This window comes from Haloferax sp. Atlit-10N (genome assembly GCF_003586325.1).
Classification (GTDB): Archaea; Halobacteriota; Halobacteria; order Halobacteriales; family Haloferacaceae; genus Haloferax; species Haloferax prahovense.
The window spans coordinates 104185-126564 of sequence record NZ_PSYX01000007.1 but is presented as its reverse complement, the minus strand read 5'-3'; the positions used below and the strand labels follow the sequence as shown (position 1 = coordinate 126564).

Here is a 22380-nt window from a genome sequence, read left to right as displayed (position 1 = left end):
AGAGCGTTCCGCCCGCACCCGACGAAACCACTTTGTCGGGCGCTACCGAATCGCGTGGTATGAGACGAGAGTTCACCGGCTACCGCCGGGAGAGCGGCCGCATCGGGGTCAGAAACCACGTCGCCGTCCTTCCGACCTCGGTCGCGTCGTCCTGCGTCGCCCGCGGTATCGCGGCCGAGGCGGGGGCGTGGGCGCGCGCGACGCCGCACCAGATGGGAGCGAACCAACCGGACGAGGCGCGAGCGCAGACCGAGCGGGTGCTGGTCGGCGTCGGGCGCAACCCGAACGTCGGCGCGGCGCTCGTCGTCGAGTTCGGAACCGAGGACATCGACGCCGCCGACCTCGCGGACCGAATCGCCCGAGACGGCAAGCCGGTCGAGACGCTCTCGGTCCGCGAGGTCGGCGGGACGGCCGCGGCCCTCCAGCGCGGGCGCACCGCCCTCGACTCGCTGAACGAGGCGGCCGCGGACGCCCGCCACGAGTCGGCCGACGCGAGCGAACTCGTCGTCGGCGTCGAGTGCGGCGGGAGTGACGCCACCTCGGGCATCGCCGCCAACCCCGCCGTCGGCGACGCCTGCGACCGTCTCGTCGCGGCCGGGGGAACCGCCTCGTTCAGCGAGACGCCGGAGTTCATCGGCGCGGAACACGTCCTCGCGGAGCGATGCGCCGACGAGGAGACCCGCCGCCGACTGCTCGACCGCGTCGAGCGCCGCGAGGCGACCGCCGACCTGATGGGGGTCGACCTCCGGGGCGCACAGCCCTCGCCCGGCAATCAGGAGGGCGGCCTCACGACCATCGAGGAAAAGAGCCTCGGAGCCATCTCGAAGGGCGGGACGACCCCCGTGCGCGGCATCGTCGACTACGCCGAGCGCTTGCCGGTCGGCGGCGGCCTCGTCCTGATGGACACGCCGGGCTACGACGTGGAGAGCGTCGTCGGCAAGGTCGCCGGCGGCGCGCAGATTATCGTCTTCACCACCGGGCGCGGGAGCACCACTGGCAACCCCGTCGCGCCCGTGGTGAAGGTCACGGGAAATCCCCGGACGTGGGAGCGCATGCGGTCGAACATGGACGTGAACGCCGGGGCGGTGGTCGAGGGCGACGCGACGATTTCCGAGGCGGGCGAGCGCGTCTTCGACGAGGTGCTCGCCGTCGCCGACGGGAAGCGAACCGGGGCCGAGACGCGCCGGATGGAGGAGTTCGCTATCACGGAGGTCCACCCGCGCGAACTCGCGGAGGTGCGGGGCAAATGAAGGGCCGCGTCCTCGACGGGGGCGCCCTCGTGCTGGCCGACGGCGACAGCGTGGCGACGGCGCTCGAAGACCTCGACGCCGGGCGCGAGGTCCGCGACGGAGACCGCGCGGTGACGCTCGCCGACGACGTTCCGTTCGGCCACAAGTTCGCCCTCGACCCGCTGTCGGCCGGCGAGACGGTCCGCAAGTACGGTGAGGTCATCGGGCGGACCACGGCGGCTGTCGCGGCCGGTGAGTGGGTCCACACGCACAATTGCGAGAGCACCCGCGGCCGCGGCGACGTGGCGGCGGAGGTGGAGCGATGACCCGGAACCCACACCCGGACCGCCGCCGAGTCACCCCAGACTCGTTCGCGGGCCACCGCCGACCCGACGGCCGCCTCGGCATCCGAAACCGGGTGCTCGTCCTCCCGTCGGTCATCTGCTCGCACGTCGTCGCCGAGGAGATAGCCGCTGGTTCGCCCGATGCGGTGGCCGCGCCCCACGACCACGGCTGCGGGCAGTTGGGCGCGGACGCCGAGCAGACCGAACGGACGCTCGTCGGCCTCGCCGGGAACCCGAACGTCGCGGGTACGGTCGTCGTCGGCCTCGGCTGCGAGACGGTCCGGAGCGACGTCGTCGCCGCGGCGGTCGAAGAACGCGGGCTTCCAGTCCGCGAACTCACGATACAGGACGCCGGGGGGACCGACGCCTGCGTCGACCGCGGCACGGCCGCCGTCGCCGACCTCCGGGAGTCGGCCGCCGCTCAGGGGACGGACGGGGCGACCGCGACAGCCGACGAACAGACGGCGACCCTCGGTGACCTCACGGTCGGCGTCGTCGTCGACGACCTCGCGGACTCGACCAGACGGCACGCCGACCCGCTCGTCGCCGAGTTGGTCGAGCGGGTCGCGTCAGCCGGCGGGCGGGTCGTCGTCGCCGGCAACGAGCGGTTCGCCGCGCACCCCGAGGAGACCCGGTCGCTCGTCGGCGACGCGGCCGCCGACCGACTGCTCGACGCGGCGGGCCGCCCCGCGAGGGCGACGCGCGTCGGAACGGAGGCGGCGGCCCGTGGATTCGACGCGGCGACGGGATTCCTCGGCAACGCGCCGGTCACGGGAGTCGCGGCGTACGGCCAACGAGTCGATGAAACGGACGCTGCCGATGCCGCCGCCGGCGCGGTGACGCTGCTCGACGCGCCCTCTCGGGTCGAGGAGGCCGCGACCGGCCTCGCCGCCGCGGGCGCGCACCTCGTCCTCCACGTCACGGGACAGGGGACGCCCGCCGGCCATCCCATCGTTCCGGTGGTGAAACTCTCGGGCGACGCGGACACGCTCGCGGCCGTCCCCGACGATATCGACCTCGACGCCCGCGAGACCGACGCGGACGACCTCGAAGCGTATCTTCTCGCCGTCGCCGACGGCGACCGGACGTGCGCCGAGCGACACGGACTCACGGAGTTCGCCATCGCCCGCGCCGGCCCGTCGACCTGACGGTCGCATCGAGTCTCGCGCCGCCGTCCTCGGCGCATCGCCTTCCGGCTCGCCAATCTTTATTGGGTGGTAGTGTCACACCGAGTCGTAGTGGTAGTCAATCAGCAGGCTCGACCAGCGAGTCGAGGGCAGCGGAGCGCACTCGCGCTCATCGGTATCTCTCGCGTCGCGTGTGGGTCGCTCTTCGGCACGGCGATGGCGCTCTACATCGGAGAACAGGGGTCGCCGTTCGCGGTGAGCCTCGCGTACGCGGCGTTCTCCTTCGGACTGTTCGTGTTCGCCCCGGTCTGGGGCGCAATCGCCGACATCACGGGTCGGCGGCGAGCGATACTCATCGCGACCGCGTTCCTCTCGACGCTCGCCATCGCCCCGCTGACCGTGACCGCCTCGGTCCCGCTCCAAATCGCCTGTCGTGGCCTCTTCGCGGTGTTCACCGCCGGCTTCCAGTCGGTGATTCTCACCATCGTGAGCGAGTCGGGCGGCGAGTCGGAGCGCGGACGTTCCATCGGTTTCTACAGTAGCGCCCGCTCTAGCGGGGCTATCAGCGGTCGGCTGTTCGTCGGCTATCTCGTCGGCCTGCTCGTGCCGACCGACCTCTATCTCGTCGTCGTCGGCCTCGGCCTCGTGGCGACGCTCCTCACGCTCCGCATCGCCGACCCGACGCCCCCGTCCGAAGAGACGCTGACCACGGGTCGACTCCTTGGGGAAGTCCGCGGGCGACTCCTCCCCGGCGGCGCGCGGCGGGAACTGTTCGAGCGGACCGGACTCGGCTGGCTGTACGTCGGTATCGTCCTCCGGAACATGACCGAGAAGGGCTTCATCTCGGTCGTTCCGGTGTTCCTCGTCGCCGACGTGGGGCTCTCGAACGTCGTCATGGGTGCCGTGCTCGCGGTCAGTCCCGCGGTCCGAGTCGTCTCGATGTACAGCTTCGGTCGCCTGAGCGACAGCATCGGCCGGAAGAAGCTCATCGTGGGCGGACTCGCCGGCAGCGGCGTGCAGGCGCTCGTCGTCGTTCTCGCGCTCGTTCCCGACGGGCAGCTCGCCCGCATCGGTATCAGCAGCACCGCCTTCGTCGTCCACGCGGTCACGTTCTCGATGCTCACCGTGGGCACTATCGCCTTCGTCGCCGACGTGGCCCCCGTCGACCGCGAGTCGGAACTGATGGGGCTCCGGTCGACCGCCCGCGGCCTCGGCGGCGTCCTCGGACCGCTTCTCGTCGGCGTGCTCGCCACCCGGTTCGACTACGCCACGGCGTTCGTCTGCACCAGCGTCCTCGCGTTCGTCGCCGCCGGGTTGGTCGGGCGGACGCTCACGGAGAGTTTCTCGCCCGAGTGAGCCGCGCCGTGCGACCGCTCGGCCCCGCTGGTAAACGCTTATCACGCCGCCCGCTGACGTTCGAGTCGATGACGCCTACAGTCGCTACTTCCCCTTCGCCAGACGGTGAGCGCCGATGACTGAGACGCCGATTCGGGTCGGCATCGTCGGCTGTGCGAGCATGGGACGGTCCCACGCCGAAGCGCTCGCGGACACCGACGGTGTCGAACTCGCGGGCTGTGCAGACCACACCCCGGAGACCGCCCGGTCGTTCGGCGAGACGCACGACTGTCCGTCGTACACCAGTCACGCCGACCTGTTCGCCGACGCCGCGCTCGACGCCGTCTGCGTCTGCACGCCCAACGGGGCCCACCGCGACATCGTCGTCGACGCCGCGGCGGCGGGCATCGACGTGCTCTGCGAGAAACCGCTGGAAATCACGCCCGGCCGCGTCGACGACATGGTCGCCGCCTGCCGCGACGCCGGTGTCACCCTCGCTTGCGTCCTTCAGCGGCGGCTGTTTCCCACGATGCAGTTCGCCCGCGAGGTGGTCGGCGACGGTCGGCTCGGACGGCTCGTGTTCGCCGACGTGCGGGTGAAGTGGCACCGCGACCGGTCGTACTACGACGACTCGTCGTGGCACGGCAGCGCGGACCTCGACGGGGGCGTCCTGTTCACGCAGGCGCTCCACGGTATCGACCTGCTTCAGTGGGTCGCCGGCGACGTGTCACGGGTTGCCGGCACCGGCGACGCGCTGTATCACGACATCGAAGCTCCCGATACGGCCGCGCTCTCGCTCCGGTTCGAAGACGGCGCGCTCGGGCAGGTGTCGGCGACCACGGCGACGCGGCCCCAACAGCCCATCAGCCTCGAATTCAACGGGACGGAGGGAACGCTTCGCGTCACCGAGACGGGCGTCGAACTGTTCGAGGTGAACGGGGAGAAACAGCCCGTCGACCTCCCCGACCCGCGCCCCGACGGCCCGCACGTCGCCCAGATACGCGATTTCGTCGAGGCCGTCTCCGCGGGCCGACCGCCGATGGTGCCGCCGGACGAGGCGAGAAAGGGAGTGGACATCATCTTCGCCGCCGAGCGCTCGGACAGTCGCGGCGAGTGGGTATCGGTGTCGTCGGTCGGCGACCTCCGCGACGCGGACGACTGAATTCGCTGACTCGCTCGACTGCGACCTCACGACTGAGTCGACCTCACGACCGACCTCACCGCAACCGGTCGTTCGACCGACGCGGCGTTTTCGCGGAGCCTGATACGCCCTGAGTGGCTGGGATTCGACCGTTTACGTCTCGATAATGATTATCCGCCAACAATTTTTATTACGGGGCGGGTTCTGAGTCTTGTTGGTGTCATAACATGACTCCCAACAGACGCACGTTCTTGCGTGCACTCGGAGCAGGTAGTATCGGTACCGTCGCGACGTTCAGCGGAACTGCTGCGGCGGCGACCACCGTCACTGTCGAGGGGGCGGGCGAAGACATCTGGGACGCCGCGGACGGGTTCCACTACTATTACGAGGAAGTGAGCGGCGACTTCGACGTCGTCGTCCACAACACCGCCTTGGAAAACACCGATAGCTGGGCCAAAGCGGGCCTCATGGTCCGGCAGACGCTGAACGCCGACGCCGAGAACGCCATGGTTCGCCGCCGACCCAACGGCGAGGCATCGCTCCAGTGGCGCTCGGCCGCCGGCGCGGACACGGTCAGCACGACGTCCGACGGCGGGAGCGGCGAGAGCGAGGTGAGCGGCGGGTCGATTACCGCCGACTGGCTCCGCCTCACACGAAGCGGTGACACGATTTCCGCGTACGGGTCGACCGACGGGAGCAACTGGACGCTCATCGCCGACATCGCCCCCGGAGAAATCGACTTCGCGGAGGACGCCTACGTCGGCCTCGCGGTGACGAGCCACAGCGCCGGCACGCTCTCGACGGCCGAGTTCGAGAGTCTCTCCGGCCTGTCGCCGTCGAGCAACGACGACGTGGGCGACGTGGACGTGGCCGGTAGCGTCTCGACCAGCGACGGCGGCGGCGGGTCCGGCGATGGAGGCTCCGACGACGGCGGGTCCTCCTTCGACGTGGACGCCGGGTTCGCTGACGCCTCGTGGTTCGACGACAGCGTGACCGTTCACCGCGTCCAAGAGGTGACCGAGAGCGCCGTCCGCGCGGCGTTCGAGGCGAACGGTCCGCGCCTCGTCGTCTTCGAGGCCAGCGGTGTCGTCGACCTCGGCGGCGGCGACCTCTCTATCACGAACGACAAGTGCTGGGTGGCCGGCCAGACGGCTCCCTCGCCGGGCATCACCTTCATCAACGGGATGATTCAGGTCGACGCGAACGACTGCGTCGTCCAGCACCTCCGCATCTTCCGCGGGGAAGACGGCGGCGCGGCCGAGGGCGCGGACCCGATGAACAACGCCGACGACACCTCGAACGTCATCTTCGACCACTGCAGCGCCTACTGGGGCCGCGACGAGAACCTCTCTGTCGGCTACAACACGACCGACACGACCTTCGCGAACTGCCTCGTCGCCGAGGGGCTCGACGAACCCGAGGAGAACTCCAACGGTTCGCTCGTCGGTAACGGCGCGCAGAACGTCGCCATCCTCGGCACGGTCTACGCCGCGAACAACGACCGCAACCCGCGGCTGAAAGACGACACCCAGTCGGTCATCGCCAACAGCATCGTCTACTACTTCGACAAGGCCATCTGGGCGTCTCCCGGCGCTCAGTCCAGCGTCGTCGGCAACGCGTACCTCGGACGGTTCGACTGGTCCGACGCGATTGTCAAGGGTGACGGCAGCGTCTACATCGAAGACAACATCGTCGCCGACCCCGGCCTGAACGGGCGGACGTTCTGTTCGGCCACGCAACTCGGTTCTCGTCCCCTGTGGCCCAGCGGACTCACGGCGATGCCCGCCACCGATGTCGAGAGCCACAACCTCGCGTACGCGGGCGCTCGCCCGGCCGACCGCATCAGCCACGAACAGCGCGTCATCGACAACATTCGCAACCGAAGCCTCGACACCGACGTCTCGGACCCGGCGAACGCCCCCGGCATCCCCGGCGACGAGGGCGAAGTCGGTGGCTACCCCGACCACGGCGGAAGCACGCGCTCGCTTTCGGTCCCCGACAGCGGTCTGCGCGACTGGGTCGCTCAGTGGGCGCTCGCCGTCGAAGAGTCGGGCGCGAGCCCTCCCTGACCCGCCGAGCTGACACGACTGTAACGAACCCCGGCTCGAATCGAGACTCGACCAGCTGCCGTGTGCGCCATCTTTTCCAGTTGTAACAACTGCTCGACTCCGCTCTCGCGCTCGCTCCGTCAACAACTATTAGGACTTCTCCCGCGTCGCCCCGGTATGGAGAGTGTGACTCTCGGTATCATCGGTTGTGGAGCCATCAGCGACGTGTACTTCGAGGCGGGGAACCGCTTCGACGCCCTCGACATCGTCGCCTGCGCCGACCTCGATGAGGACCGCGCGAAATCGAAGGCGGACGAGTACGGCATCCCCCGCATCCTCCCGACTGAGGACCTGCTCGCCGACCCCGAAATCGACGTTGCGGTCGTACTCACGCCGGCGGGCACCCACGGCGACCTCGTGTCCGCTGCCCTCCGAGCGGGCAAGCACGCCTACACGGAAAAGCCGCTCGCGGCGACCAAGGCCGAAGGCGAGGCGATTCTGGAGACCGCCGACGAGCGCGGACTGACCGTCGGCGTCGCGCCCGACACCGTTCTCGGCACCGGAATCCAGACCTGTCGCGACCTCATCGACGAGGGCCGCATCGGCGACCCCGTCGGCGCGACGGCGTTCTGGTCGAACCACGGCCACGAGCACTGGCACCCGGACCCCGACGGCTTCTACGCGGAAGGCGGCGGTCCGCTTTTCGACATGGGGCCGTACTATCTCACGTCGCTCGTGACGCTCCTCGGCCCGATTCGGTCGGTCGCCGGGACCGCGAACACGCCGTTCGCAGAGCGCGAGATAACGAGTGAACCGCGCCGCGGCGAGCGGATTCCGGTGTCGGTGCCGACCCACGAGACGGCCGTCGTGACCTTCGAAAGCGGCGCGACGGGGACGCTCCTGACGAGTTTCGACGTGTGGGGGTCAGAACTACCGGGATTCGAGATATACGGCACCGAGGGGACGCTGAGCGTCACCGACCCCAACCGGTTCGACGGGACGCCCCGCGTCCACCTCAGCGACGACGACGACGGCGAGTGGCGCGAGATTTCCGTCGAGCGCGACCACCCCGGCCAACAGCGCGGTCTCGGCCTCGTCGACCTCGCGTACTCGCTCGACTCCGACTGGGACCACCGGACCAGCGGCGACCTCGGGTTCCACGTCCTCGAAGCGATGGACGGCATCCGCGAGTCCGCCGAGGAGGGCGCGTACGTCGAACTCTCGGCGCAGTGCGAGCGTCCGCCGTCGGTCCCCGACGGCTTCCCGACTGACCTCGGCCCGGCGGGCGACGCGGAGTGAATTCGGGAGTGAACGCAGGAATCGGTGCGGGAGTGAAAACGGGCGTCAGTGCGGGAGCGAAAACAGGTGTCGGTGCCGGTACCGGTTTCGGTGTTGGCGACGGCGTCTGAACGACGGTCCGAATCGAGGTTTCTCTTTCAGTCGGCCGGCTGTTCCGCGTCGTCCGCGACGTCGATGTCGAGGTCGTCGGTGATTGGCTCGCTGTTCCGGTAGTCGATTCTGTCGTGCGCGTCGAAGCAGGCCGCCTCGTGGCGGTCCGACGGGCCGCTCATGCCGGAGAGGTCGGGCGTGTTCGACGTGCAGTACTCCCGCGCCTCGGGACAGCGGGTGTGGAACCGACAGCCGCTCGGCGGGTTCTCCGGGTCCGGGATGTCGATTTTCCTGACCGGCGGCGTCTCGATGGGATCGTTTATCTCCGAGAGACCGGAGGTCGCCCACAGGAGGCTCTTGGTGTACGGGTGCTGGGGGTTCTTGATAATCTCGTCCGCCGGGCCGATTTCGACGATGCGGCCGAGGTACATGACGGCGATGCGGCCGTCGGCGCGACCGGCGAGGTACCGGGCGTTCGCCATGTTGTGCGAGATGAAGACGAACGAGGTGCTGAACATCTCCTGCAGTTCGAGGAGGAGGTCCATCAGGTTCACCCGCAGCGACACGTCGAGGGCGCTCACGGCCTCGTCGGCGAGGATGAGGTCGGGTTCGAGGAGCATCGACCGGACGATGACGGTCCGCTGGGCCTCCCCACCGCTCAGTTGGTGGGGGTACCGAGAGGCGTAGTCGTCTGCGGGCGTGAGCCCGACCGTGTCGAGCATCTGGTGGACGAGCTCCCGGCGCTCGACGAGGTTGAGTTCCGGCCGCCACTTCTTCAGCGCCGGGTTGAGGTTCTTGAATATCGTCCGGTTGGGGTCCAGCGAGTTCCCGGCGTCCTGGTGGACCATCTGGAGCGACTTCCGAATCTCCTTGTACGGGATGTCGCCGGGTTCGAGGTCGGACTTCCAGATGTCCTGTCCGCGGAAGCGGACCGTCCCCGAGGTGGGGCGCTGGAGGCCGATTATGGCCTTTCCGAGCGTCGTCTTGCCACAGCCGGACTCGCCGACGAGCGCGACCACGTCGTTCTCGCCGATGTCGAGCGAGACGTTGTCGACGGCGCGGACGACGCCCTTGTCGTCGCCGAGGAAGCGGTCGAGGATGCCCTCGTTGCCGCCGAAGTGGACGCTCAGGTCGTCGACGCGGAGCAGGGGGTCGTCGCTCATTTCGAGACCTCCTTCTTGAGGGGAATCCTCTCGCGGGCTTCGTCCGTGTAGAAGCACGCGGCCCCGTGGTCCTCGGACACCTCGATGAGGTCCGGGTTCGTCGCCCGGCACTGCTCGTCGGCGAGCGGGCATCGCGTGTGGTACGAACAGCCCTTCGGGACGTTCAGCGGGTCGGGGCTCGTCCCCTCGATGGACGCCATCTCGTCGAGGTCGGCGTCGATGTCGGGTATCGAGTTGAGTAGCTCCCGCGTGTAGGGGTGGGCGGGGTCCATGACGATATCTTGGACCGGGCCGAGTTCGAGCAGTTCGAAGGCGTACATCACCGCGAGGCGGTCGGAGATGCGCGCGACGTGGCTCAGGTCGTGCGTCACGATGACGATGGTGAGGTCGTACTCGGCTTTCAGCTCCGAGAGGAGCTTCAGAATCGACTGCTGCATCAGGAGGTCGAGCGCGGCGGTCGGCTCGTCCATCACGAGCACGTCGGGGTCGAGGATGAGACTCAGCGCGATGAGCGCGCGCTGTTTCATCCCGCCGGACAGCTCGTGGGGGTACGCGTCGAGGACGCGGTCGGGTTCGAGGTGCACGTCGGAGATGAGCTGTCGGGCGCGTTCCATCCCCTCTTGGATGTCGTAGTCGTGCGCGCGGAGCGTCTCGACGAAGTGGTCGCCGATGCTGAGCGTCGGGTTGAACGAGTCGAGCGCCCCTTGGACCACCATCGAGACGCGCTCCCAGCGGAACCGGCGAAGCTCCTCCTTGCTCAGGTCGTTGACCTTGATGGGCTCGCCGCCCTCCGGCGGGTTGAACACCACGTCGCCGGTGAGCGTCCCCGGCGAGTCGATGGCGTCGAGCATGGAGTCCGCCAGCATCGACTTGCCGGAGCCCGACTCGCCGACGACGCCGAGGACTTCTCCCCGCCGGACGTTTATCGACACGTCGTCGAGGACTCGGGCGTCCCCGCGTTCCATCGCGAACGCGACGCTCGCGTTCGTTATCTCTAGCACGTTGTGCTCGGCCGTCGGCTCGTCTGGCATCTTCTGTTTGGTGTGTTGTGTCGCCATGGTCAGTCCCTCTCGTCGGTTCGTACGGCGGGCGAGCGACCCCACCCGTCACGCGTGCCTATCGTCAACATGTGACCGTAGTAGGAATCTATCACGTTCAATACTACTTAATACTTTCCGCCAGCGCAGTCCATGCGCGTCGATATCGGAGTCTTCGGGCGGTTCGGCTGCCGATACCGGCAAACTATAAGTTCGTCCGCGATGTCCGTGCTGACATGGCGCAAGCGCAAACGCGACAGAACGTGCTGTGGACAGTTCGCTCCAAAATCGGCGGTGTCACCTCGACGGTGGTTTTCCTCGGCGCGCTGTTGATTCTCTTCGGTGCCGCCCTTCAGACCGGCGTCTGGGCGGGAATGTTCGGAATAATCGGTGGATTGCTGGTGTTCGTCGCCGTCGCGTTCCGGGTACTGCTCTGGGCGTACCGACTGTTCTGATCACATCATGGTGAATCCGTAGTACACCCCGATGAGCAGGATTACGAGTATCACGAGGCCGAGCAGGTACCGCGTCGTATTTCCTTCTTTCTCCACTTTCATGGTTGAAGTCCGTTTCGTAGGTCGATAGCGCGTGTGTTAACCTTTTCCCTGAGACAGCGTGGCACGACCGCTCTCGGGTCGAGATAATCGAAAAAAGCAGCGACGCGAAACGGACCGGCTGGTCCGGTTGGTTAGTCCGCGGCCGATGCGGCACCGTCGCCGCCTTCCGAGCCGCCGCGACCGCCTTCCATGTCGTCGGTCGAGACGGTGGCCGCGTGCCGCGCGCGGAGGCGGGGGTTGAACAGTCGGTCCGTCCCCTGCGCGAACAGCTGGAGGCCGTACGTCATCGTGACGATGAACAGTATCGGCGCGAGCAGCCAGTGGAAGCGGTCCATGCCGGACAGCGCGCCGCCGTTGCGGGCGATGTTGAGGACGACGCCCCAGTTGCTCGTCGTGAACGGCAGCACGCCGATGAAGTACAGGCCGACGGACTCCATCAGGATGTTCCGCATGGAGCCGACAGTCCCCATCGTCAGCATCGGCATGAGCCGGGACATGACGTTCTTCGAGAGGATGCTCGACGTTGGCAGTCCGAGCACCCGCGAGGCCTCGACGTGGGACTCACTGCGGATAGTGAGCACCTGCGAGCGGAGCTGTCGGGCCAACCGTGGCCAGTTGTCGATGGCCAGCACGACCCCGACGAACACCGGGCTCTTCGGTTCGAGAATCACGGCGAGGACGATGACCAGCGCCAGGCCGGGGATGTTCATCATCACGTCCGTCACCGTCATGAGCACCTTGTCGATGACGCCGCCGAGGTAGCCGGCCGTGACGCCGAGAAGGATGGCCAGGCCGAGCGTCACCGCCGCGCCCGACAGCATCATGATGAGCATCGGGCGGGTCGCGAGCACCTGCTGTGCGAGGAGGTCGCGCCCGATGTCGTCGGTGCCGAGCGGGTAGCGCATGTTCTCCAGCGGTTGCAGGAGAATCGGCCCCTGCATCGGCCTGACCTCGGGGACGAGGAACTGCCCGAACAGCCCGAGGAAGCCGAAGATACCGAGGATTATCGCGCCGACCCGCGCCCGTGGCGAGGTCCAGATGATGCGGAACGGGGTCAGGAGGCTCTGGTCGATTCGCTCTCTGATGTACTCTCCGCGCGAGAAGTCGGAGCTATCGACGTCGAAGCTCATCGCGCCGCTGGCCGAGATACGGTTCCCTTCGATGCGGTCGTCGATGGTTTCGGTCTCGTCCGCGCCGCCGCCCCGCAGGCGGTTGACGAACCGCTGGAGCGTTTCGCGGTACGACCGCGAGTAGGACTCGCGCTGGGTGTGCCCGGCGCGGGGGTCGATGAAGCCGTAGGTGAAGTCGGCGATGAGCAGGCCGATGACGGTGACGATGGTAAACAGGATGACCGCCGCCATGACCGTCGTGTAGTCCCGCGCCATCGTGGCTTCGTAGAAGTAGAAGCCCATGCCGCGGTAGCGGAATATCTGCTCCATAATGACCGACCCGCCGAACAGGCTGGCGAGGCCGGCCATGAGGCCGGTGTACATCGGCAGCATCGAGTTCCACCCGATGTACCGCAGTTGAATCCGGCTGTCGGGCAGTCCCCTGAGTTCCGCCACGTCGACGTAGTCCTCACCGATGATGCGGGTACAGTGCGCGCGGAACTCGAGGCCGCCCCACGAGGTCAGCGCGAACGCCATGATGGGCAGCGCCGCGTGTCGCAGCACGCTGGCCATGAACTCGATGTTGAACCCGGGCGTGAGCGCGTTGTCGTACCGCCCCCCGTTGGGGAAGAACTCGGTACCGAATCCGAGCGTGAAAAGCAGTACGAGCCCGACGATGTAGTACGGGACGGCGTCGGAGAAGATGACGAAGTAACTCCCGACCACGTCCCAGGTGTCGCCCTCGTGGACGGCGAGGAAGCCGCCGATGAGAAACACCATGATGGTGCCGATGACGAGGGCGAAAAGCGAGACGAACATCGTCCACGGGATTGCCGGTCCGAGCACGTTCCAGACCGGGTCCGCGTAGAAGATAGACCGTCCGAAGTCCAGTTGCGCGACCGACACGATGTATTCGACGTACGCCTGCAGCATCGGCTTGTCCGGGTTGATGTTCGAGTACATCTCGACCATCTGGTTGAGGCGGGTCGACGAAACCGCCCCTCCGGACCGCTGTCTGATCTGCGCGGCGATGTAGTCCATCGGCCCGCCGGGAATGAGCCGAACCGTCACGAACGAGAACGTGATCGCCGCCCAGACCGTTATCAGGGCCTGCGCTATCCGGCGCACGTAGTAATTTTTCTCGACCATCCTTGCTAGTTCTTACCTCTCATGTGGGTACTTAATCATTATGAATAGGGCTACTTTCGTCCGCACTCGACCGAACCGACCTCGCCGTCGTCGCGTCCGGAGGCGGCGCGTTGCGCCTCCGGACGGGGAGTTCACCGTATGGCTGATACGTTCTGACTGATTCGGTGAGACGACGGTTTCTCGTTCAGGTGGCGGCGCTCGGCGCGGTTACTGGCCTCCCTCCGCCGGGTGGAAGTATTCGGTTCCCATCTTGGCCATGTACTGGCAGTAGGAGTACTGACCGATCTCGACGATCTCGTAGCGGTATGCCGGGTTCAGGTTGTCGTTCGGGGGCTTCGTCGCCCAGTTGTCGTGATTCAGCCAGTAGCCGCCCGTGCCGCCCTCCTCGTTGATGAGCATCATCGGCAGCGACTGGTTGAATATCCACGAGACTTCCGCGACCTTCTGTCTGCGCTCTTCGTCCGACATCTGCGTCCGGAGCTCGTTGAGCTTGTCGATGACGTCGACTTCCTGGAGGTCACCGGCCGGGTCGCCGATGGGGTACGGAACCTCGACGACGCGGTCCATCGCCCAGCTGTCGTTGCTCGGAAGCGGCTGTCCGGACAGCGACTCCTGGACTCTGAAGGAGTTCGAGAAGCCGAGGAACGGCGGGCCGGACTTCGCACCGCCCCAGTTGTCGAACAGTAACTCCCAGTCGCCGGACTCCATGGTCTTGCCGGCGCGGATGGTCGCTTCCTGTGCGGTCACTTCGGTCTGGAGACCGAAGTCGTCCAGGTAGGACTTCGCGATCTGTGCGAACCGTAGGGCCATCGGCTCCTCGTCGGACGTCGCCGTGTAGAACCGAAGGGTGACGTTCTCCCCGTTCGGGTCCTTCCAGCGGTTGCCCGACTTCGAGAAGCCGGCGGCCTCGAGGAGTTCGGTCGCCCGCTGTTCGTCCACGTCGTCTTCCGTGTGGGCGTACCGCTCGAGCTTCGCGAGGTCGCCGCTCGGCCAGTTCGAGTTCCCGCCGAACCATGGCACTTCCTTGTCCTGCCCGATGCCGGACGGAATGCGGTCTTCGACCCAGTAGGTGCCGTAGTCCGGAACCCACTCGACGAGCGGCTTCCGGGGGACGATGTGGTGAATCGCCTTCCGGACGCGCGGGTCGCCGGTGATGTCGCTCTGACAGTTGAGCAGGACGCCCATCGCCCCGCTGCGCATCTGCGGCGTAATCTGGTCCTCGGAGAGGCTGTCGGCCGGCCCCCACCCGTTCTCCTTGAGCCGGTCACGAGCGGACTGCGACTCCGGCGGGTAGCTCACGTCGATGACGCCCTCCTGCATCGCCTTGGTCCGCTGTTGCTGGTTCGGGTAGCGGTGCCAGTCGAGGCTGTAGTCTATCATGTCGCCCGTAATCTCGCCGTTCGACCACTCGGCGTCGCTGAAGGGGCTGACGTAGTCGTCGTAGGGTTCGAAGTGCGCGACGTTCTCCTCTCCGCTGACGAACTCCCAGACGGAGTTCCCTGGGACGTTCGCGTTGTCCCAGACGTTCTGTTGAACCGCCTGCATCATCTCCTGCTGGGCGGAGGTCCGTTCCGATTCGGTGGTGGCGTCGTCGAACATCTCGGCGTACTTCCCCCAGATGTCTCGGTGCGCCCAGAGCCACGCGCGGCGTTTCATGTGACCGAACTCGAATATCTCCCGGCTGATGTCGGGCTCGACCAGGTCGAACGTGAGTTCGTACTTCCCGGTCGTCTCCACGTTCTCGTACAGCGGTTGCGCGCCGTAGCCCTTGTGGACGGTCTGCATCAGCTTGCCGATTTTGAGCTGGGTCGCCACGTCCTCCGCGGTCAGGTCGTCGCCGTTGTGCCACGTGTAGGTGTCGCGGATGTTCCACGCGACCTGTCCGTTGTTGGCGTACTCCCAGTCCTCGACGACCATCCCTTTCGTCTTGTTCGACACCTTGTCGTGGACGGCCAGTTGGTCGAACATCGCCCAGTACCACCGGAACGAGAAGTTCGCGGCGTTGCCGTACGGATTGAACCGGGCGTTCGTCGGCGCGAGCGAGATGATGTGGTCGAGCGTTCGACCCGACGACTGGCTGGTCGAATCGCCGTCAGTCGTCGTGCTCCCGCCGCCACCGCCTTCGTTCTCGAGCGGCGTCGGCGTATCCTCGTTCCCGCCCTGACTACAGCCAGCCAGCGCAGCGGCGCCGGCCGTGGCACCGAACGCGTTTCGAAGCAGACGACGGCGCGTCTGTGGCGATACGTCTTCCCACTCGTCGTCGCTGATCCACTTGTCGGACTCAGCGCTGCTTTGCGAATCCATCACACAGTACCCATTATGACTATCCCATATATACCCATCGATAATGGTAATTATCTACTGACATTATTTGATTACGCGGCCGCGCCCGTGACTCTCGCGACGCGCGGGGCGGTCCCCCAAAGGACTATTATCCCGTTTTGCGAAATCGCCGGTAATGGGAACCTCAGAACGGTCGTACTTCAAATGTTGGATTTGCCGAAAGAAGATGCTGTGGACGAGCGTGCTCTCGTTTACGCTGCTCATCGTCGTCCTCGGCCTCCTCGCGATGACGGGCATCGAACGCGGGACCGCGTCGTACGTCGTCCTCATGATGGACTTCGCCCTCGCCGGCGTGCTCCTCGCGACCGTCGGCGTCGTCTTCTGGCGGTGCGGCTACCTGAGTGACGCCCTCGACTGAACGCTTTCGGCTTTCTGTTTTCTCCCGTCGTCTCTCCCGACTCGGCTCATCACTGTTCTTCATATCATAGTATCACTTTCATCGCTATCTCGCCGCTGTCTTCCGATTTTCGTTCCTAATTTGTAATTGAGATGTTAGTTTTTGTTCGCGTATGGGGAACTCAACATCCGAATTCGGTTGGGCGTCCTCGCTGAGTGGCGTCCCAGTCGCCGCCGCGAACATCAGAATCGTGGCATTTGTGGCCTCTACTAGCGGAAATGGGGATTGACTCGGTTCGCCACGCGCCGTGACGACGCTACAACCGTAATGCTCATTCTCCCGATTTCAGGTCGGTTCGTTCTCCATCGAAAACGACCGAAAACCGACGAGTGATGGGTTTTACGCCCGATTTCATTCGCATTTAGGTTTGTTCGCCTACGGGGAACAATCCTCCGATCCGCGACGTCGACACGCACTTGTGAACCCGTTGCGTTCGTCGGAACGACACCGAATGACTGGCTTCGACTACGACGACTGGTTCGACGACGTCCTCCGAGCGACCGACGGCTCGGCCGCGTACGCGGGTGAGACAGGACAGGAATTCGAGGCGTGGCAGGAGTCGTTCCGCGCCGAACTGCGCGACGTGCTCGGATTTCCGGCGATTCGCGACAGCGCCGTCGAGGACATCGACCCGAGGCGACGGGAGCATCCGGAAGCGACGGTTCGACACCGGAGTTACGAGCGACAGACGTGGAGCGTCCGCACCGAACGGGGGTTCCGCGTCCCGTTCTACCTGCTTCTCCCCGACTCGGTGGACCCGCCGTACCCCGTCGCCGTCGCGCTTCACGGCCACACCGAACACGGCAAAGACCTCGCCGCCGGCGTCGCCGAGGGCGAGGCGGCCGGCCGTCACATCGCCGACGACCGACGAGACATGGCCCGACAGGCGGCCCGGCGGGGCTTCGCCGTCGTCGCTCCCGACATGCGCGCCTTCGGCGAGCTGTCACCCGACACATCCGACGACTCGGACTCGTCCGACGCCGTCAGCGCGTGTACGCGCTGGCAGAAGCGCGCCCAACTCCTCGGCCGGTCGCTCGTCGGCGAGCGCGTGTGGGACGTGTGTCGTCTGGTCGACTTCGTCGAGGGGTACTCCGCGCTCGACGCCGACCGACTGGCCGTCTGCGGCCACTCCGGCGGCGGGACCGTCGCGCTGCTCGCGGGCGCGCTCGACGACCGAATCGGGCACGTCGTCGCCTGCGCGTCGGTCTGTCCGTTCGAGGACTCCATCGTCCCCATCGACCACTGCCTGTGCAACTACGTCCCCGGCCTCCGACGCCTCGGCGAAGTGTGGGATATCGCCGGCCTCGTCGCTCCGCGGTCGCTCCGCATCGTCGCGGGCGAATCCGACCCCATCTTCCCGATAGCCGGGACGAGACGGGCGTTCGACCGCATCCAGGGTCGGTACCGCGCTGCGGACGCCGAGGGAGAGTGCAGCCTCTTCGTCGGCGACGGCGGCCACCGCTTCTTCGAGGCCGGCGCGTGGCCCTTCCTGCGCGACCGACTCTGAGTCGGCGTGCTCTCTCCGCCCCCGCTTCCGTCTCTCGTCTCGCCTCTCGTCGCCGATTTCGGTGCGTCGTGGTACCTCGGCACAACGTTTATGAACGCGCTCGCGGATGCTTCAGGCGTGACTCTCGAACAGCGGAACGTGCGCGACTACGGTATCGAAGACGACGATTCGCTCGACACGGCGGCGATTCAGGCGGCGCTCGACGACTGCGCCGGCGAGGGCGGCGAGGTGTATCTCCCGCCCGGGACGTACCGCAGCGCCCCGCTCCGCGTCGGCGACGACACGACCTTCAGACTGGCAAACGGGGCGGAACTCCGGTTCGTCCAGGACTTCACCGAGTTCCCGACGGTCGAGAGCCGCTGGGAGGGGTGGGACCAAGACGGCTTCCACCCGTGTCTCCACGTGGCCGACGCCTCGAACGTCACCATCACCGGCGAGGGCGTCATCGACGGCGGCGGCTCCTACTGGTGGGAGTTCGTGTCGTTACCGCCCGAGCAGTACCCCTCCGAACTCGCCGCGCGACTCGAGGAGATTCGAAGCGGCAACCAGCAGGACGAGGTGAGCACGTTCACGGTGCGCCCGCCGCTGCTCCAGATAGACGGCTGTGAGAACGTGACCGTCTCCGGCGTGACGCTCCGGAACTCCCCGTTCTGGAACACGCACGTCGTCTACTCCGACGACGTGACGATTCACGACGTGTCGATTCAGAACCCGCCGGACGCTCCGAACGGCGACGGCATCGACATCGACTCCTCGCGCTTTGTCAGGGTCAGCGACACCCACATCGACGCCGGCGACGACGCCATCTGCCTGAAGTCCGGCAAGGACGAGCAGGGCCGCGAGGTCGGACGCCCGACCGAGAACGTCGTCGTAACCAACTGTACGGTCGAACACGGCCACGGCGGCGTCGTCATCGGGAGCGAGACTGCCGGCGACGTGCGGCACGTCACCGTCACGAACTGCACCTTCACCGACACCGACCGCGGCATCCGCATCAAGTCCAAGCGCGGCCGCGGCGGGACGGTCGAGGACCTCCGGTTCGACACCATCATCATGCGCCGCGTCGCCTGCCCGTTCGTCATCAACGGCTACTACCAGACGGACATCGACAGCGACCCCAAGCCCGTCACCGAGGCGACGCCGAACGTCCGAAACGTCGACTTCCACCACATCACCGCCGAGGAGGTCGAGTCGGCGGCGTTCCTCGCCGGCCTCCCCGAACAGCGGTTCGAGGGAATCTCCTTTACCAACGTGGACATCGACGCGACCCGCCCGTTCGACGCCTCGGACCTCTCGCCGGCGATGGCGAAGGGGTACGACCAGCGACACGGCGTCTTCTGTAAGTCGCTCGGTCGCGTCTCGTTCAAAGACGTTCGCGTGACGGTCCCCGACGGGAGCGGGACCCCGCTGACCGCGGAAGCGAGTTCGACCGTCGTCCTCGACGGTTTCGAGGCCGAGGCGGACGAGGGGCCGGCAGTCGAGGCAGACGGCGTCGAGAACCTCCGAATCGGCGGCTGCGTCGCCCCGGACGACGGCGAGCCGTTCGCCCGCGTCCGCGGCGAGAGCGACGGCGAGTCCTCGGTACTCCTCGCCGGCAACTACGGCGACATGGACGAGGCCGTCGTCTCGGTGCAGCCAGAAACGGTCGAGCAGTAGGCGACGCCCGACGCACTCGTTTTTCCGAAAAAGACGCGCTCGCGTTCTTCAGTCCCGGAGCGACGGCGCGGCGAACTGGCCGTCCTCGAACGCTATCGGTGTGGGATCTTCGACCACGCGCAGGTCGTCTCGCTCGCGGGCCTCCTCGACGAGCGCCGGCGAGGCGTACAGCCGGTGGAGATGCATGGTGTCGGCCGCGCGGACGACCCGGACCGTGTCGGGCTCGACGACGCCGATTGTCGACAGCGCGGCGACCACGCCCGCGCGGTCGGTCTCGACGACGGGCGGGAGTTTCACGCCGCGGATGGTGCTCGCGGTGAGCGCGTTGATGAGCGTCGTCTGCGCGTCCAACTCGGCGACGATGTCCTCGTGAATCACGTCGGCCGACCCGACGCCCATCGCGTTGCCGTGGGTCTTCTCGGTCAGCCCGTGGGTGTAGATGCGCTTGATGTTCGGCTTCTCGGGCGCGGGCTCGTTGATGGAAAACGGCCGGCGGCCGATGACGTTCGTGTCCATCCCCTGCCCGCTAATCTCCTTGCCCTGTCGGTCGAACACGACCAAATCGAGCTCCTCGAACGGGAGCTTCGGCATCAGTTCGTACGCGGTTTCGAGCAGTTCGCGCTCGCGGTCGAGGAATCCCGACGGGGGGACGCCCTCGATGAGCGTGGTGTCGTCGTGCTGGTCTTCCACGATGGCGACGCCGCCCACGATGGGAAGCGAGTCCAGCAGTTGCTCGGTTATCTCGGGAATCATCCGTCGGAACGACCAGTCGACGGCCCACTTGTGGGCGATTTGCGCGCCGCGCTGTTTGCCCATGCCGATGACGAGCATCTTCGACAGCCCGCTTTCGACCTCGCCGTCGAAGTCTGTGTGGGGCTTGACGCGGTTGATGGGGATGATGGCGTCCGCGCCCGCGGCGTTGGCGTCGGCGACGACGGGCACGTCGCGGTCCGGCGTGCGCCCGACCTCCACGACCTCCATACTGGACCGAATCTCGCAGCCGATTCGCTCCTCGGTGATGCCGAGTTCGTTCAGCATCTCCCGCTGTCCGTCGCCGGTCGCGCCGCCGTGGCTCCCCATCGCGGGGAAGACGAACGGCTCGTAGCCCGCCTCGGAGACGGCGTCGACGACGCCCGCGACGATGTCGGGTATGTTCGCGATACCGCGGCTCCCGACGCCGAGCGCGACCTCGCCACCCTCGGGAACAGCCGCGAACGACAGCGCGGCGACGGCCTTCGCGGCCGCCTCCGGAACGTCGGCCGCCGGAATCGGATTCGTCTCCCAGACCTGTTCGATGATACCTAACTCGGGGAGCGAGGGGTTACCGCACGCTTCGAGGATAACGTCTTCCGGGACTGAGAGCCAGTCTACGGGGTTCTCGTCGCCATCTGTGTGCATGCGGAACTCGACGGCCGAGTTCGACATAAAACTGTTCGTCGGGGGCCTTTCTACACGCTGAGGTCGTCGAGGACGACGCGGCGGCCCTCCTCTGAGGACCGATAGCTCGCCTCGGTGAGCTGGACGCCGCGCGCCCCGGCGGTGAAGTCCCACGGGAACGGTTCGTCGGCGACGACGTGCCGGATGAACTTCTCCCACTGGAGCTTGAACGCGTTCTCGAACACCTGATTGTTCGGGACGCCCGTCCAGTCCTCGTAGAAGTCGTGTTCCTTCGGCGTGTCGGGGTTCCACTCCGGTTTCGGCGTGTTCGCGTGCCCCTGCGTCTTGCAGTCGCGCAGGCCGGCGACCGCGCTTCCCTCGGTCCCGTCGACCTGAATCTCGAGGAGGTCGTCGCGGTTGACGCGGACGGTCCACGAGGAGTTGAGCTGGGCGACGATGTCGTCTTCCAGCTCCATGATGGCGTAGGCGGCGTCGTCCGCGGTCGCCTCGTAGGACTCGCCGTCCTCGTCGATTCGCTCGTCGATGTGGGTCTTCTGGAGACAGCGGACGGACTCCACCTCGCCGAAGAGGTTCTCCAGCACGTAGCTCCAATGGGAGAACATGTCGTCGACGATACCGCCGCCGTCCTCGGCGCGGTAGTTCCACGAGGGGCGCTGTGCCTCCTGGCCGTGGCCGGTGAACACCCAGTAGCCGAACTCGACGCGCACCGAAAGGATGTCGCCGAAGAAGTCCTGTTCGATGAGTCGCTGGAGCTTCAACAGCCCCGGGAGCCAGAGTTTGTCTTGGACGATACCGTGTTTCACGTCGCTCTCTTCGGCCATCCCGGCCACGTCGAGCGCGGCGCTGAGGTCGCTCGCCAGCGGTTTCTCGCAGTAGACGTGCTTTCCGGCGTCGATGGCCTTCATGACGCTGTCCGGGCGGCGGGGGGTTATCTGCGAGTCGAAGTACACCTCGTCGTCGCCGTCGAGACACGTCTCGAGGTCGGGGTCGACGGTCCACCGGTCGATACCGTGTTCCTCGCTCAGTTCGCGGAGTTTGCGTTCGTTACGGCCGACGAGAAGCGGGTCGGGCATTACTCGTTCCCCGCTGGGAAGTTCCACGCCGCCCTCCTCGCGCAGCGCGACGATGGAGCGGATGAGATGCTGATTCGTTCCCATCCGGCCGGTCACGCCGTTCATGATGATACCTAGCTCTTGCATGTGCTGACTCGTTGCACCAATCTGCTGGTCGGAGTGTAATAACCTTTTGCATGGTTTCGGTTTCCGCCGGAACGATTCGCGCGCCTGACCGTCGCCTGCATCCGCGAACCGTCGATTACGACGATGTCCGACAGAGCGTAATCGAGGACGTGTGTGAGTGAACGCCTCTATTCGAATATCCCGAATTTTATAAGGAATAGGCGATGTGTTACAAACATATTGGTGTAATATCTCATGTCTCATCTCGTCATT

Annotated in this window: 17 protein-coding genes; 11 read left to right on the top strand and 6 right to left on the bottom strand. The window is 66.4% G+C overall.

Going from position 1 to position 22380, the window contains the following annotated elements; all coding sequences use genetic code 11:
- The first annotated feature begins 59 nt into the window (after nt 1-59).
- The 7 genes from C5B91_RS17655 (at nt 60) to C5B91_RS17625 (ending at nt 8523) form a co-directional block, all read left to right on the top strand.
- Nucleotides 60-1250, top strand: a complete 1191-nt coding sequence (locus C5B91_RS17655; RefSeq protein ID WP_008097160.1) for a UxaA family hydrolase — start codon at nt 60-62, stop codon at nt 1248-1250.
- Nucleotides 1247-1555: a UxaA family hydrolase gene (locus C5B91_RS17650; protein ID WP_008097161.1), complete on the top strand. Its 309-nt coding sequence runs from the start codon at nt 1247-1249 to the stop codon at nt 1553-1555. The genes C5B91_RS17655 and C5B91_RS17650 overlap by 4 nt, the downstream gene beginning before the upstream one ends.
- Nucleotides 1552-2721: a UxaA family hydrolase gene (locus C5B91_RS17645; RefSeq protein ID WP_115820103.1), complete on the top strand. Its 1170-nt coding sequence runs from the start codon at nt 1552-1554 to the stop codon at nt 2719-2721. Before C5B91_RS17650 ends, C5B91_RS17645 begins: the two co-directional genes overlap by 4 nt.
- A 150-nt stretch (nt 2722-2871) precedes the next feature.
- Nucleotides 2872-4056: an MFS transporter gene (locus C5B91_RS17640; protein ID WP_115820131.1), complete on the top strand. Its 1185-nt coding sequence runs from the start codon at nt 2872-2874 to the stop codon at nt 4054-4056.
- Nucleotides 4057-4171: 115 nt separating this feature from the next.
- Nucleotides 4172-5197 (top strand): Gfo/Idh/MocA family protein, encoded by a 1026-nt coding sequence (locus C5B91_RS17635; protein WP_049968772.1) that lies wholly within the window; start codon nt 4172-4174, stop codon nt 5195-5197.
- Nucleotides 5198-5403: 206 nt separating this feature from the next.
- Nucleotides 5404-7245, top strand: coding sequence for a hypothetical protein (locus C5B91_RS17630; protein WP_115820104.1), 1842 nt, complete (start codon nt 5404-5406; stop codon nt 7243-7245).
- Between the two features lie 156 nt (nt 7246-7401).
- Nucleotides 7402-8523 carry a Gfo/Idh/MocA family protein gene (locus C5B91_RS17625; RefSeq protein ID WP_115820105.1) on the top strand — a complete coding sequence of 374 codons (1122 nt, stop codon included), beginning with the start codon at nt 7402-7404 and terminating at the stop codon, nt 8521-8523.
- A gap of 137 nt (nt 8524-8660) precedes the next feature.
- On the opposite strand, the gene C5B91_RS17620 is transcribed toward C5B91_RS17625, so the two are convergent.
- Nucleotides 8661-9776, bottom strand: a complete 1116-nt coding sequence (locus tag C5B91_RS17620; RefSeq protein ID WP_115820106.1) for an ABC transporter ATP-binding protein — start codon at nt 9774-9776, stop codon at nt 8661-8663.
- The gene (locus C5B91_RS17615) at nt 9773-10834 is read right to left on the bottom strand and encodes an ABC transporter ATP-binding protein (RefSeq protein WP_115820132.1); all 1062 of its coding nucleotides are present in this window, start codon (nt 10832-10834) and stop codon (nt 9773-9775) included. Before C5B91_RS17615 ends, C5B91_RS17620 begins: the two co-directional genes overlap by 4 nt.
- 215 nt (nt 10835-11049) lie before the next feature.
- On the opposite strand from C5B91_RS17615, the gene C5B91_RS17610 reads away from it, so the two are divergent.
- Nucleotides 11050-11268: a hypothetical protein gene (locus tag C5B91_RS17610; RefSeq protein ID WP_004041212.1), complete on the top strand. Its 219-nt coding sequence runs from the start codon at nt 11050-11052 to the stop codon at nt 11266-11268.
- Between the two features lie 233 nt (nt 11269-11501).
- On the opposite strand, the gene C5B91_RS17605 is transcribed toward C5B91_RS17610, so the two are convergent.
- Both C5B91_RS17605 and C5B91_RS17600 read right to left on the bottom strand, forming a co-directional pair.
- On the bottom strand, nt 11502-13628 hold the full coding sequence (locus tag C5B91_RS17605) for an ABC transporter permease subunit (RefSeq protein WP_115820107.1): 2127 nt from the start codon (nt 13626-13628) through the stop codon (nt 11502-11504).
- A gap of 207 nt (nt 13629-13835) precedes the next feature.
- On the bottom strand, nt 13836-15932 hold the full coding sequence (locus tag C5B91_RS17600; protein ID WP_115820108.1) for an ABC transporter substrate-binding protein: 2097 nt from the start codon (nt 15930-15932) through the stop codon (nt 13836-13838).
- A 154-nt stretch (nt 15933-16086) separates the two neighbouring features.
- Between C5B91_RS17600 and C5B91_RS17595 the strand changes: the two genes are divergently transcribed.
- From C5B91_RS17595 to C5B91_RS17585, 3 genes are all read left to right on the top strand, one after another.
- The gene (locus tag C5B91_RS17595) at nt 16087-16329 is read left to right on the top strand and encodes a hypothetical protein (protein WP_229722663.1); all 243 of its coding nucleotides are present in this window, start codon (nt 16087-16089) and stop codon (nt 16327-16329) included.
- Between the two features lie 490 nt (nt 16330-16819).
- Nucleotides 16820-17875 (top strand): S9 family peptidase, encoded by a 1056-nt coding sequence (locus C5B91_RS17590; RefSeq protein ID WP_115820109.1) that lies wholly within the window; start codon nt 16820-16822, stop codon nt 17873-17875.
- 117 nt (nt 17876-17992) lie between these two features.
- Nucleotides 17993-19531, top strand: coding sequence for a glycoside hydrolase family 28 protein (locus tag C5B91_RS17585; RefSeq protein WP_115820110.1), 1539 nt, complete (start codon nt 17993-17995; stop codon nt 19529-19531).
- A 48-nt stretch (nt 19532-19579) separates the two neighbouring features.
- Here C5B91_RS17585 and C5B91_RS17580 read toward each other — a convergent pair whose 3' ends face one another.
- On the bottom strand, nt 19580-20956 hold the full coding sequence (locus tag C5B91_RS17580) for a DUF362 domain-containing protein (RefSeq protein ID WP_004041218.1): 1377 nt from the start codon (nt 20954-20956) through the stop codon (nt 19580-19582).
- 23 nt (nt 20957-20979) lie between these two features.
- Nucleotides 20980-22128, bottom strand: coding sequence for a Gfo/Idh/MocA family protein (locus C5B91_RS17575; RefSeq protein ID WP_004971560.1), 1149 nt, complete (start codon nt 22126-22128; stop codon nt 20980-20982).
- Between the last annotated feature and the right edge of the window lie 252 nt (nt 22129-22380).

What these genes read in the sequence shown, in the direction of transcription:
- C5B91_RS17655 (WP_008097160.1), top strand. Translation starts at nt 60, where the DNA reads ATGAGACGAGAGTTCACCGGCTACCGCCGGGAGAGCGGCCGCATCGGG.
- C5B91_RS17610 (WP_004041212.1), top strand. Translation starts at nt 11,050, where the DNA reads ATGGCGCAAGCGCAAACGCGACAGAACGTGCTGTGGACAGTTCGCTCC.
- C5B91_RS17625 (WP_115820105.1), top strand. Translation starts at nt 7,402, where the DNA reads ATGGAGAGTGTGACTCTCGGTATCATCGGTTGTGGAGCCATCAGCGAC.
- C5B91_RS17630 (WP_115820104.1), top strand. Translation starts at nt 5,404, where the DNA reads ATGACTCCCAACAGACGCACGTTCTTGCGTGCACTCGGAGCAGGTAGT.
- C5B91_RS17590 (WP_115820109.1), top strand. Translation starts at nt 16,820, where the DNA reads ATGACTGGCTTCGACTACGACGACTGGTTCGACGACGTCCTCCGAGCG.
- C5B91_RS17600 (WP_115820108.1), bottom strand. Translation starts at nt 15,932, where the DNA reads ATGGATTCGCAAAGCAGCGCTGAGTCCGACAAGTGGATCAGCGACGAC.
- C5B91_RS17595 (WP_229722663.1), top strand. Translation starts at nt 16,087, where the DNA reads ATGGGAACCTCAGAACGGTCGTACTTCAAATGTTGGATTTGCCGAAAG.
- C5B91_RS17575 (WP_004971560.1), bottom strand. Translation starts at nt 22,128, where the DNA reads ATGCAAGAGCTAGGTATCATCATGAACGGCGTGACCGGCCGGATGGGA.
- C5B91_RS17635 (WP_049968772.1), top strand. Translation starts at nt 4,172, where the DNA reads ATGACTGAGACGCCGATTCGGGTCGGCATCGTCGGCTGTGCGAGCATG.
- C5B91_RS17605 (WP_115820107.1), bottom strand. Translation starts at nt 13,628, where the DNA reads ATGGTCGAGAAAAATTACTACGTGCGCCGGATAGCGCAGGCCCTGATA.
- C5B91_RS17615 (WP_115820132.1), bottom strand. Translation starts at nt 10,834, where the DNA reads ATGGCGACACAACACACCAAACAGAAGATGCCAGACGAGCCGACGGCC.
- C5B91_RS17645 (WP_115820103.1), top strand. Translation starts at nt 1,552, where the DNA reads ATGACCCGGAACCCACACCCGGACCGCCGCCGAGTCACCCCAGACTCG.
- C5B91_RS17580 (WP_004041218.1), bottom strand. Translation starts at nt 20,956, where the DNA reads ATGTCGAACTCGGCCGTCGAGTTCCGCATGCACACAGATGGCGACGAG.
- C5B91_RS17620 (WP_115820106.1), bottom strand. Translation starts at nt 9,776, where the DNA reads ATGAGCGACGACCCCCTGCTCCGCGTCGACGACCTGAGCGTCCACTTC.
- C5B91_RS17650 (WP_008097161.1), top strand. Translation starts at nt 1,247, where the DNA reads ATGAAGGGCCGCGTCCTCGACGGGGGCGCCCTCGTGCTGGCCGACGGC.